Below are 12,404 nucleotides of genomic sequence, written 5' to 3'. Positions count from 1 at the left end.
TTAAATTATGGCAAAATTAGAAAAACTAACTGAAAACCTAGGCAAAGCTAATGCAATATTAGTTACTAATAAATTTGGTAATTCCTTAAAAGGACTACTAGATGTTTTAGGAGTTCATAGAAGAATTCCACTAAGAGTTGGAGATAGCGTTCAAACTTATAAAACAGTTGCAACTTTAGAAAATGGTGCAGTTGATAAAGGGGACATTATCCCACTATCTGAAGTAAAGGTAGAAGAAGACGAAGCTAAAAAGCTAACTTACAAAAAATATAGAAAAGCAGTTGCCTTTGAAGATATCCAAAAATATGGCGCAGCTAGAGCAATTGAAATGACAGATGCAGCTATTATTAAGGAAGCACAAAAAGGTCTAAAAGCTGATTTATTTGGAAATATTAAGAATGCACAAAAAACAACTCAAGGTGTAGGTCTACAAGGTGCAGTAGCCCAAGCTTGGGGTAATATCCAAACTATTTTTGAAGATGATGGAGCAGAAACAGTTATTTTTGTAAATCCATTAGATGTTGCTGATTACTTAGGAGAAGCAACAATTACAACTCAAAAAGAATTTGGTCTTAATTATCTAACTAACTTCTTAGGTGCTGACGTTGCAATCATCACTTCTCAAATAACTAAGGGAGAAGTTTATGCTACAGCCATAGAAAACTTAATCTTTGCCTATGCAGATCTAAATGATGGTGATGCAGCTAGAGAATTTGAACTAATTACTGATGAAACAAATGTAATTGGACTAAGACATGACCAAACAAATGACAGATTAACTTATGAAACAACAGTAGTAGCAACAGGTCTATTAGTTGCTGAAAGACTTGACGGAGTAATTAAATCTACAATCCAAAAGGCGGCTACTGTATAAAAAGAGGTGCTAAATGATAGTAAAAGTTATCAAAGATTACTTTGACAAAAGCGATAATAAAAAGCTTAAGGTTAAAGGTTCCATCATTGAATATAAAGATGATAATAGAGCCAAAGAACTAATAAAACATGGTGTAGCTGAAGAAATCACAATAGATGTTGTTGAACCTAAGAAAGAAACAGGAAAAGATAAAGCTGCATCTAAATAGGGGGTGCAGCTATGACAATTTTTGAAACTGTTAAAGAATTAATTTTTATTGACCAGGAAATAACAGCAAGCCAAGAAAAGTTATTAAATACAATTGTAGATTTAACCACTAAAAAACTACTGTCTAAGTTACAGGATAAAGAAGTTCCTGAACAACTTGAGCACATAGTGATAGAGGTTTCTATTATTAGATACAACCGCTTAGGAAGCGAGGGCATGAGTAAAGAATCTCAAGATGGAAGAAGCATTGAATTTAATAACAATGACTTTAAAGACTTTGAAGATGAAATTGCTGATTATTTAAATGGTCTTAATAAAAATACACATAAGAGTAGGGTGCGTTTTCTATGAGATTTGAAACTAATGTAATTTTTATCAAGGTTGAAAAAACCTATAACCGCATTACTGGAGATTACAGCATGGAAGAGACGGACAGAACAGTAAGGTTAGCTGATGTTACTGACACAGGAATGGAAAGGCAGCAGCTGCTTTATGGAACCGTGGGAAGCCAAGCTATAACCATAAGGTTAAAAACACCAGTACAGCTTGATTATGACTATTTAATTGTAAATGGTATAAAGTACACGGTAAGAAAATTAGTAACTTATAGAGGACGTCAAACTATAGAGGCGGTGGTCCTAAAATGAAAATAAAATTAAGTGGGATAGGAGCACTAATAAAAGCCTTAAATAGTGAAACGGTAAACCCTAGAATTAAAGAGGCGGTAAAGAAAAATGGTGCAGATATGCATCAAAAGGCTTTGGAACTTGTACCAGTTGATACAGGAACTCTAAAAAGAAGTATTACTTTAGAAATTAAAGACGGAGGCCTTACAGCTGAAGTTAAAGAACATACTGAATACGGAGTGTATTTGGAGTTAGGAACTAGGTATATGGCAGCCCAGCCTTACATGAGGCCAGCCTTAAATTTTGTAAAAGATAAATTCAGAAATGACTTAAAAAAGGCGGTGGATTGATGATAATTACACCCCATCAAGAATTTTTTAATATTTGCAGGGATATAGCTATTAAATTAATAGGGGAAGAGAATGTTTATGATTTTCTCCCACCTAAAGGTGCCAAGTATCCTTTTATATACATTGGATCACAACAGCACGTGGAAGACACCTGGAAAAACAAAGATGCTATATATCCAACAATTTATCAAGACATATATATTTATAATGACAATCCACTTAAACGAGGGAGTACAAGTAAGCTTGCAATGGACTTCGTCAGTATTTTAAGAACAATTAATACTACGAATATTGCCTCCTTAAACCCTAATTATGATTACCATTTTAACGAAATCACTTTCAATTTACGCCCCGACAATACTGCCGAGGTCCCATTGATGCAAGCACACATTTATATAGAATTAAAAGCTTACTAAGGAGTTGAAAATATGAATAAAGACCTAAAGCCTATAATGGGCATTGAATTGATATTACTATTTAGAGATTTAGAAGAAGCTGCAACTAAGCCAGCAACTAAAATGGCCTTCCAAACTGAACACTCAATGGAAGCATCAAAAGATAGTGATAGCACAGAAACAAAAGACGGAGCAGTAACAACATCATCTACTGTAGAAGAAGAAATTACTGTTACTACAATTATGGCAAGAGAAGACCCTACTGCAGATTTTCTTGAAGAAGCATTTTATGACAATAAAATTATTGAAGTATGGGAAATTGACAAGAAAAATAAAAATGAAGAAGGACTTTATAAGGCAGAATATAGACAATGTAAGATTACAGATTTTAGCAAAACAGCAAGTGCTGAAGATCCTACAGAATTGGAACTAACTCTTTTAACTAACGGACAAAGACAAAAGGGTTATACACCTCTAAGCAAGGAACAAGAAAAGATAGCTCAATATGTATTTAGAGATACTGAAGTTTATAAGGGCGAAGAAAACGAAAAGAACGCAATTAAGAAAGCGTAATAAGACATTTATAAATTTGGAGTGCAAAAAGCACTCCTTTTTTTTGAAATTTTTAGATGAAAAGGAGCATAAAACATGGCAATTCTTAAAAATGGACGAGATTTTACCTTAAAAATTAAAGATAAAGAATATCCTCTAAGAATATCTTTTAGATCTTTAGATTATTTAGATCAAGTTTATACCCTTGAAGACAAAGAAAGCGGAATTAAATTTGGATTTGGTCTTAATCTTTTAGTTATGGGACTACAAATTAAGAATATAACAGCAATTATTAATCTTTTAAAGGCTGCAACTTTACATTTAGCACAAAAACCATCTGAAGATGAAATTATAGAAATGATTGATGGCTTAAATGATAAAGAATACTTTGCTTTATTTGATGGGCTAGATGATTTTTTATCAAATGCGGCTCTTACAAAACACGCTTACAAACAAATCAAGAAAGCCGCAGCATCAGAAACGAAAAAACTAGAAGAAAAGAAGAACTAAGTTATTTTGATTTCTTAGCTAACATCTTAGAGATTTACCCTCATTTAAGCGTTGACGAAGCTGCAAATACTAGCTTGAGAGACTATGAAGTAATGACTGAAGCCTTTGTTAAAAGGGAACAAAAAGAAATATTTAATAATAAATTTATTGCATCTTATACTGCATGGCAAAATGCACAAATACAAGCAACGGACAAGAGGGGCAAAAGATATGTTAAAAACTTTAAAGATCTCTTTGATTATGACAAGGAACTAAAAAAACTAGGAAATAAAGACAATAAAAAACCTGAAGAAAGAAAAGATTATAGCTTATTAGATAAGCTAGCAGAAATAAACGGAGAAGGGAGGTAAAAATGAGTGATTATAATGTAACGGCCATACTAACGGCAAATGCCAAAGGTTTAATTGCAGGCATGAAAGAAGCCCAAGCCAGCGTACAAGAATTTGGGAAATCCACTACAAGCATTGGTGCAAGCGTACCTGGAATGTTAAATGGAATTGGTAAAGGTTTAACAGCTGCTTTAACAGTTCCGATTACAGCAGGATTTGCAGCAAGTGTAAAGGCATCTAGTGACTTTGAAAGCGCCTTAACTGGAGTAGCTAAAACTACAAATTTAAGCGGTAAAGAACTAGAAGCAATGGGAACAGCTATTAAAAACATGGCTAGAGAAGTGCCAGCATCAACAACAGAAATAGCAGCCGTTGCTGAAGCTGCTGGACAATTAGGAATCTCTAAAGAAAATATAATGGGATTTACCCGTACAATGATTGATATGGGAGAAGCCACGAACCTTACATCTGAAGAAGCTGCAACTGCATTTGCTAGATTTGCCAACATAACTCAAATGCCTCAAACGGAAATGTCAAACTTGGGGTCCGCAGTTGTAGCTTTAGGTAATAACTTTGCCACAACGGAAAAAGAAATTGTTGACATGGGAATGAGATTAGCAGCGACAGGAACTCAAATTGGTCTTAATCAAGCCGAGATTATGGGGCTTGCAACTGCAATGTCATCTGTTGGCATTAGTGCCGAAGCAGGCGGTAGTGCAATGTCTACTGTTATGCAAAAAATAAACACAGCAGTTTTAAGCTCTAGCGATAAGGTTCAAGGATTTGCAAAAGTTGCTGGTATGAGTGCCACAGAATTTTCTACAGCTTGGAGAGAACAGCCAACAGTAGCTATAGAAGCTTTCATTCAAGGCTTAAAGAAAATCCAAGATAGTGGCGGAGATGTTAGCAGCGCCTTAAAAGAACTAGGTATAAATGGACTAAGAGAAGTTGACACCCTTGCAAGATTAGCGGGCGCTGGAGATATGGTTGGCCAGGCATTTGACATGGCTAATGAATCTTTTAGTCAAAACACGGCCCTTTCTGACGAGTCGGCTCAAAGGTATGGGACATTTGCCAGCCAAGTAAAGACTTTAGGGAACTCTATTAAAGAAGTTGGAATTGATATTGGAAATATACTATTACCCTATGTTCAACAAGCCGTGGATTTTATTGGTAATCTTGTAAAAAGTTTTTTGGAATTAGATCCATCAGCACAAAAAGCAATAGTAGTAATTGCTGGAATAGCAGCGACCATTGGACCCTTATTGATTACTTTATCTAAGATTCCAAATACTGTTAAAAATATACAAACTGGATTTGGACTTTTAAGCAAAGGCCTTGGACTACTAGGCGGAGGATTCACAAAATTAGGTGGATTTGCAAAAGCTGCCTTTGGAATTATAATGGCGCATCCATTTGTAGCAATAGCAGCAGCCGCAGCAGTAGCAATTGGTCTTATTATTGCTAATTGGGATAAAATTGGTCCAATAGTAGCCCAAGTTTGGGAAGGTATTAAGACCAAGGCAGCCGAAACATGGACGGCAATAACTGAAGGAGTAAGCGCCTTTATAGAGGGCTTTAAAGCCGTATGGGAATCAATCCCAGAATTTTTTAGCAATCTTTGGACTGGAATAACTGAAGGAATTACTACAGCCTTTGATGGTGCCAAAGAAGCTATAGTTAATGTATGGGACGGTATTAAAACGGCAGTAGTTGAAAAGGTTAGCGGTATTAAAGATGGAATAATGCAAGCATTAGAGCCTATAGCAGGAAATATTAAAAATATATGGAATGGTATTAAAACAGCTACTCAAGCAGCTTGGGATATTGTTAAAAATGTTGTTATAGGTGCAGGCCTTGTAATATTACAAACAATTACTGGTGACTTTAAAGGTGCAGTAGATAGTGCAAAACAAATTTGGGATAACTTAAAACAAGCCACTCAAACACTTTGGACTGCAATAAAAGATATAATTAAAAATGCAATTGAAGCAGCTAGTACAGTTATATCAACAGTTACTGCAAAAATTAAAGAAGCAATAACAACTGCATGGAATAATGTAAAAGAAAAAACTACAAGTGTATGGAATAGCATTAAAGAGGCTATAAAACAAGCTTGGGAAAATATAAAAGAATCTGTAAAAACATCAATTGAAAATGTTAAAACAAGCATTAAAGATGGATTTGACCAGGCAAAACAAAATATAAGCACAGCAGTAGAAAACATTAAGAAAACTGTTAGTGACGGCTTTAAAAATGTATTAACTACTATTAAAAATACGCTACGAGAACTACCAGGAACTATTAAAACAGCATTTACTAATGCAATAAATGCTGCTAAGTCTTTTATAAGTCAAGCAATCCAAGTTGGTAGAGACCTAATCAATGGATTTATTACTGGAATAAAAGAAATGGCCAGCAATTTAGCAAACGCTGCTAAAAGTGTAGTTGGAAATGCAATAAGCGCTGCAAAAAGTGCCTTAAAAATCCATTCTCCTTCTAGAGTCTTTAAAGATATAGGTTTTTATACTGTTAAAGGATTTGCCGTAGGACTTACTGATAATGCAAAGATGGCAGCGAATGCTATGAATAAAGTAATAGATCCTTTAACTGGAACGAGTGTAGATATAGGTTCTAATCTTGCAGATATTAATGGGCAAGCTAAAAATGCTATAGATTATACAATTACTGACAAGTTAGGGGGACAAAAACAAAGTCAAACTCTAATTTTAAGGCTAGGAAATAAGGACTTTAAAGCATTTATAGAAGACATTACAGATTTACAAGGTCAAGAAATAAAGCTTCAGGAAGTTTATGGAATTTAGGAGGTGCTATTATGTATGATTTTTTAAGGACAGATAAGGTAAGATTGCCGAGTTTTAGCACTACCCAAACTATTGTTGATGGTATAAATTTAGATGAAACATTGAAAGGCTATCGAACATTAGCAGTTAGAGGAAGAGAAACAAGTTCCCGAAACATACAAGTTCACGATAAAAATAGTTATATAAATAGCACCAATCCAATTTTAGATGGTGCTATTTTATTGGGCTCTAACATACCAGCAAAGAATATATTAGTTGAATATCAAGTATCCACAAAAAATTATAGAGACCAAACGGAACTATATGAGTTGTTAAATTATTACATCAACAAGCCACTTGTAAAGCTTATATTTACAGATGATTTAAAGTATTTTTATAAGGGGACTTTGGCAAACATGGGAGAAATTGAAACATCACTAGAACATAAAGGAGAAATGGAGTTTGCAATTCATGACCCTTATAAATATTCTAATGAAATCTTTATAGAGAAATTTGCTGGAAGTGGAGAAATTAAAAGATCTATGCTTTATCCAGTGGCTTTAGAATGGATTGAAATAAAATCTAAAACAAATACAGATAAACTAATTATAAAAAACAACTCTACAGGTAGGAGAATTATTATTGATTCCAACCTAACAAGCACAGATAGGATAAAAATCTACTTTAAAGAATTTTTAATAGAACAGAATGGAAAAGGAAATATAAGCGCTAAAATGGATATTACTAGCGACTATGAAGACTTTGAAATAAATACTAAAGATGTAATAAGCACAAATATAGATGCAGATATTGAAATATCTTATAGGGAGCGTAAATTATGATTTATTTATTTGATATAAAAGAAAAGTTTATAAATCTTATTAGGCGCAACGAACTTAAAGAAGCTATCCAAGAAGAAAATCTTAATGGTACTGATAGGATAGATTTAGAAATCTTATTGGAATATAAGGATAAATTAAAAGGCGCAGCCTATATTGCACATAGAGATGTTACAAACCCCAATGAATTTTATTTTTATAGAATAATTACTTGCAGCAATACATCTAATAGCATACTTGTAACGGCTATAGCTAGTCAATTTGACGATTTAAGAGCCTATGGGTACTTAAGAGAGTTTAGAAGAGACAAGGCAACAGCAAGAGAAGCTGCAGAAATTGTTTTTGGTGGAAGTAGATGGGAAGTAATACAAGCTGACGATACACCGCAAAAACAATTTTACATCTATGATCTAACAAGGTTAGATTCTCTTAAGAAACTAATTGAAACTTACAATGTTGAATTAGAATTTAAGGTAGTTATAACAAAAAATAAGATAACTAGAAGAATTGTAAAGATATATAACCGCCGTGGAATTAAAGTAAATAAAAGATATTACTATGGATCCAACGCATTAGAGGTTATAAAAGAAGAAAGCCGTCAGGATATTGTAACAGCGGTAATTGGTAGAGGTAAGGGAGAAGAAAAGTTTGATACTAGTGGCAAAGCTACTGGTGGATTTGGAAGAAGAATAGATTTTAAGGAAATAGAGTGGAGCAAAGAAAAAGGAAATCCACTTGATAAGCCTATAGGTCAAGAATACCTGGAATTAAAAGAGGCTACTCAAAAATATGGATATTCTGATGGCACACCTAGATTTAAAATTGTAGTCCATGACCAAATAACGACTCCCGAAGAATTAATACAAGCTTGTTATGAAGATTTAGTTAGACTATCAAGGCCCTTAGTACAATTTAAAGCAAACATTTTGGAAATTGGAGCTGCTAACATAGGGGACAGAATACAAATAATAAGAAAAGACCTAGATATTTATTACACAGCTAGAGTTTTTAAGATTAAGAGGAACTTATTAAATGCTGACTTAACAAGTGTAGAACTGGGAGACAACATTGCTTATAACCAGGTTACAAAAAATAAAGAGCTTGTTAATCAAATAGAAAGCTTGAATAATAGAGTTTCTGAAGTTGCAAAGAGTGCAAACCTTACATTTATAGATGTACTGGAAGAAATGAGAGAGGGGCTTGAAAACTCCTATTTTAATCAAGACGGTTACAACTATGAGTTAAAAGTTGGGAATCCATATAAGTTACCAGCAGGCTATTATAGTTTTAATGCTCCAATAGAAAAAAATCCTACTAAAGTAATTTATATGGGCGCTGGGACTATGGCAATAGCTAATAAAAAGGACTCTACGGGCAAATGGCAGTGGCAAACGTTCGGAACTGGAGATGGAATTTTAGCCGAAGCTATAGTTGGTAAATTAGGGGAATTTGCAACAGTAAATGCAAATCAAATAAATGTTAATAATGACTTTTATAAAACAGCAATTGGTAAAAAAGTTGACACTAAAATAGTTGGAATGGGCAAAGATTTAGATGGAAAAATCACAGCTTTAGACCAAAAGACAGTTGAAGGTTTAAGGCTTGTTAATGGCAAGCTTGTAGATGAAACTGGAAAAATCTATGAAAACCTAAAAGAGGTTAATGGAAACATAGTCCAATTAGATGAGCAGATAAGTGAAAAGTTAAAAATCGTTGATGGTAAAATTGTAGACGAAGCTGGCAAGATAAGAGCAGATTTAAAAATCGTTGATGGCAGAATTACTGATGAGACTGGGAAAATAAGAAATGACTTAAAAATTGTTGATGGTAAAATTGTTGAAATCGAAGAAAAAGTTGTCCTTAAAGGTGTTTTATATAACAATGTGAAAATCACACCTGAAAAAGGAATCCAAGTTTTAGATGCTCAAAATAGAGAAAGATTACAACTTGGAAATTGGGCACCTGGAAGATATGGACTTAATCTTAAAGATGCAAGTGGTAATAGAACAATTATTGATGACAATGGTATTTTACAGTCATGGCAAGATGGAAGATGTGACAATGTAGACTCAAGCAACCCTTTAAAGTTACACATTTATATTCCAAAAGAAACACAAAGGATTTACAAGGCAGCATTAAGAATTTACACAGAGGGCTTCAGGGCTTACTCCAAAGCTACAGAGTGGAAGGGAACCCAATCAACATCTACAGATTCTGGTGGTGGAGATTATACATCCACAGATTCTGGAGGTGGAGATTATCCATCAACAGATTATGGTGGTGGGAAACTTCAAACTTCGCATGGCGCTTCTCATGTAAGAGATACAATGGCAAGAGTAAATGTTCAGGGAAGTGCTAATGGTGGATATGTTGAAATCTATAAAGTTACTTATCACGAGCATGATGTTGACATACCCGAACATAGGCATGATGTAAGAATTCCAAGTCATAGACATGATGTAGGCATTCCAAGTCATAGGCATGACGTAGATATACCTGGGCATGGTCATGATATTGTTTTTGGCATTTACCAAGAATATGCAAGAAATGTAAGGACTGAAATATATATTAACGGTACTGACAGAACATCTGCAATATCTGGAAGTGGCTATGTTTATGGAAATAATGATGAGATGAATTTGACTAGCTACTTGAAAAACGGATGGAATGAAATCGAAGTAAGGTCAAATAATAGATGTCGTGTAGATGCAACTATATTTATACAAGCCTTGCTTAATTATGGAGGATATTAATGGAAAAACAAGAAATAAAAGTCACAGAACTCAAAGAAAATGGTGCAGTTATTGAAGAGACAATGACTTATGAAAAGAATATCGACCAGTTAAAAAACGAAGTAAGAGATTTGGAATACAGAAAACAAAGCCTATATGAACAAATGGTAGCAATGAGAAAAATGTATAAAGGATATGAAGAAAAGCAAAAAACATTAAAAGATGTTATTGCAAAGTTAGAACCTAAAACCGAAACATCAGGAACTGTAGATGATATTTTTGAAAACCTATAAAAAGGAGTAAATATGATAAACAATGAAATAATTAAATTAAAGTTTGACAACTCTTTCAACGGTCGACTCTTTGCAGTACAAGGCGACACTGGAAGAGTTTTTAATTTGCAAGTTTTTGACGACTACAACAAGCCAGTTGATGTTACTGGCATGAAACTAAGAATGTATGTGGCTAACTCCAAAGAAGTTTCTTATTCTGAAGGAGAAGTTGTTGAAGCTGCTGAAGGTAAAATTAAGGTACAAGTTTACAACTCCCAACTTAAATATCCTGGAAAGCAAAAGTCGCAATTTATAATCACAGATAAAGATGGTCAAAAAATTGGATCTAAAATATTTGATTTGTGGATTGAGGAAGGGCTTGAAGCAGGTCCAACTGTTGGCAATAACATTTATGTAGACTTTGAAACAATCAATGAAGCACTAGGCTTGCTAAAAGACTATGACAAGACTCTAGAAGAAGCTAAAGAAGTTGATGCATCTCTAAAAGTTGGAATTAATGAGGGAATAGAAGCAAGAAATAATCTTGCTGACTGTAAGAAAAAAGCTTTGGAAATTAAAGGACAGTTAGATACATCAAAGTCTAATGCAAGTAGGACTTTAAGTAGTTTGAACAACTCTAGAGCTGAAGGTGGTAAATTAGATGCAAGCTTAAAATCAGAAAACACAAAAGCAAGTGCAAATATTGAAAATTTAAAGACAAATATTGCGAGTGGGAACTCAACAAATGATGCCTTGATAAAAAGCACCACTGAAGCAAAGGCGAACAAGACTAATCTTGACAAATCTAATACTACAGCTTTAGGAACAAATAAAACTTTGAATGGAACAATCAATTCTGCGAAGTCAATAAATACAGAACTTGGGACTTTAAAAAATCAAGGAGATACTTTGACTAAGGACTTGGCTCAAAAGTTAGCAGATGGAAAATCTACTAAATCTAATCTTGACGGAAGTATAGCAAGTGCAAAGACAGAAAAACAAAATCTTGATGGAAGTATAGAGACTTCAAAGACAGAAAACTCTAATTTAACTAAAGTTATTGAAAGTGCTAAAAATGTTGATGGCGAAATTAAAACTAAGATGACTACGGTGCAAGGTTGGATAGATGACCCAGAACAATTGAGAGGTCCTAAAGGAGATAAAGGAGACCAAGGACCTATCGGTAAAGGTCTTACAGTCTTAGGGAAACTTAACTCATCTTCTGAATTGACAGCAAAGGGTACTACGGGAGATGCATACTTTGTAGGAACTCATCTTTATGTTTGGACTGGAAGCAAGTGGGAAGATATGGGCGAAGTAAAAGGAGAAAGAGGAGATATTGGACCTCAAGGTCCTCAAGGACCAAAAGGTGCTACTGGGGCACAAGGAGCAACAGGACCAAAAGGACCTAAAGGAGATAAGGGCGACCCTATAAACTTTGCAGAACTTACTGACGCACAGAAAAAAGAGATTGCAAACAGAGTAGTTGTCGAAGATATATCAAGTGAATTTGCAAAAGCACAAGATCTTTCAGATTTAGAAGCAACAGTTCTTTCAATACAAGATTGGGCTGATTCAGAATATACAATATTCTCTCTTAAAGATGGAAGTACTTCTAAACATATAACAAAAGCATTAACTGCCGGAGCAGAAGCTGATTTTATCATGGCTTATTTCAAACCTGAGTGGGCTTTTATAAAAGATATGAAGATTGGTGCTGATATACAAGCGTCCGGTTTCATAAGAACTATTATCTGTGAAGACTTTATAATACAAAATTTTTATTCAGTTACTGAAAAATATTCTAATTCAATATTTTATCGTATAGGAAAAAACGAATCTGATACTTTGTCTTGGGGTAAATGGTATCAATTCAAAGGCACAGTATTATAACTTACAAAAAAAAGAGGGTGA

14 protein-coding genes are annotated in these 12,404 nt (G+C 34.2%); all 14 read left to right on the top strand.

Going from position 1 to position 12,404, the window contains the following annotated elements; genetic code table 11:
- The first annotated feature begins 7 nt into the window (after nucleotides 1-7).
- Complete coding sequence (locus HMPREF3023_RS01155; protein ID WP_070700030.1) at nucleotides 8-874, top strand: hypothetical protein; 867 nt, start codon at nucleotides 8-10, stop codon at nucleotides 872-874.
- A gap of 13 nt (nucleotides 875-887) precedes the next feature.
- Entirely contained in the window at nucleotides 888-1,082 is a 195-nt protein-coding gene (locus HMPREF3023_RS01150; protein ID WP_070700029.1) for a hypothetical protein, read from the top strand.
- An 11-nt stretch (nucleotides 1,083-1,093) separates the two neighbouring features.
- Nucleotides 1,094-1,432: a phage head-tail connector protein gene (locus tag HMPREF3023_RS01145; protein ID WP_070700028.1), complete on the top strand. Its 339-nt coding sequence runs from the start codon at nucleotides 1,094-1,096 to the stop codon at nucleotides 1,430-1,432.
- Entirely contained in the window at nucleotides 1,429-1,728 is a 300-nt protein-coding gene (locus tag HMPREF3023_RS01140; RefSeq protein WP_070700027.1) for a hypothetical protein, read from the top strand. The genes HMPREF3023_RS01145 and HMPREF3023_RS01140 overlap by 4 nt, the downstream gene beginning before the upstream one ends.
- A complete protein-coding gene (locus HMPREF3023_RS01135; RefSeq protein WP_083315480.1) occupies nucleotides 1,725-2,057 on the top strand; it encodes an HK97-gp10 family putative phage morphogenesis protein in 333 nt (110 codons plus the stop codon). The genes HMPREF3023_RS01140 and HMPREF3023_RS01135 overlap by 4 nt, the downstream gene beginning before the upstream one ends.
- Nucleotides 2,057-2,473, top strand: a complete 417-nt coding sequence (locus HMPREF3023_RS01130; RefSeq protein WP_070700026.1) for a hypothetical protein — start codon at nucleotides 2,057-2,059, stop codon at nucleotides 2,471-2,473. The genes HMPREF3023_RS01135 and HMPREF3023_RS01130 overlap by 1 nt, the downstream gene beginning before the upstream one ends.
- A gap of 12 nt (nucleotides 2,474-2,485) precedes the next feature.
- The gene (locus tag HMPREF3023_RS01125) at nucleotides 2,486-3,025 is read left to right on the top strand and encodes a phage major tail protein, TP901-1 family (protein ID WP_070700025.1); all 540 of its coding nucleotides are present in this window, start codon (nucleotides 2,486-2,488) and stop codon (nucleotides 3,023-3,025) included.
- 75 nt (nucleotides 3,026-3,100) lie between these two features.
- Nucleotides 3,101-3,514 (top strand): tail assembly chaperone, encoded by a 414-nt coding sequence (locus tag HMPREF3023_RS01120; protein WP_070700024.1) that lies wholly within the window; start codon nucleotides 3,101-3,103, stop codon nucleotides 3,512-3,514.
- Between the two features lie 74 nt (nucleotides 3,515-3,588).
- On the top strand, nucleotides 3,589-3,864 hold the full coding sequence (locus HMPREF3023_RS01115) for a hypothetical protein (RefSeq protein ID WP_144019615.1): 276 nt from the start codon (nucleotides 3,589-3,591) through the stop codon (nucleotides 3,862-3,864).
- Between the two features lie 2 nt (nucleotides 3,865-3,866).
- A complete protein-coding gene (locus HMPREF3023_RS01110) occupies nucleotides 3,867-6,668 on the top strand; it encodes a phage tail tape measure protein (protein WP_070700022.1) in 2,802 nt (933 codons plus the stop codon).
- Nucleotides 6,669-6,679: 11 nt separating this feature from the next.
- Nucleotides 6,680-7,489, top strand: a complete 810-nt coding sequence (locus HMPREF3023_RS01105) for a distal tail protein Dit (protein WP_070700021.1) — start codon at nucleotides 6,680-6,682, stop codon at nucleotides 7,487-7,489.
- Nucleotides 7,486-10,239, top strand: a complete 2,754-nt coding sequence (locus HMPREF3023_RS09150) for a phage tail spike protein (RefSeq protein WP_083315479.1) — start codon at nucleotides 7,486-7,488, stop codon at nucleotides 10,237-10,239. Before HMPREF3023_RS01105 ends, HMPREF3023_RS09150 begins: the two co-directional genes overlap by 4 nt.
- Complete coding sequence (locus tag HMPREF3023_RS01095; protein WP_070700020.1) at nucleotides 10,239-10,511, top strand: hypothetical protein; 273 nt, start codon at nucleotides 10,239-10,241, stop codon at nucleotides 10,509-10,511. Before HMPREF3023_RS09150 ends, HMPREF3023_RS01095 begins: the two co-directional genes overlap by 1 nt.
- Before the next feature lie 12 nt (nucleotides 10,512-10,523).
- Nucleotides 10,524-12,383, top strand: a complete 1,860-nt coding sequence (locus HMPREF3023_RS01090) for a BppU family phage baseplate upper protein (protein ID WP_070700019.1) — start codon at nucleotides 10,524-10,526, stop codon at nucleotides 12,381-12,383.
- Nucleotides 12,384-12,404 lie beyond the last annotated feature (21 nt).

Source organism: Peptoniphilus sp. HMSC075B08 (assembly GCF_001815405.1).
In the GTDB taxonomy this organism is placed as follows: Bacteria; Bacillota; Clostridia; order Tissierellales; family Peptoniphilaceae; genus Peptoniphilus_A; species Peptoniphilus_A harei.
The sequence above is the reverse complement of the archived record's forward strand: the minus strand, read 5'-3'. Positions and strand labels throughout refer to the sequence as shown.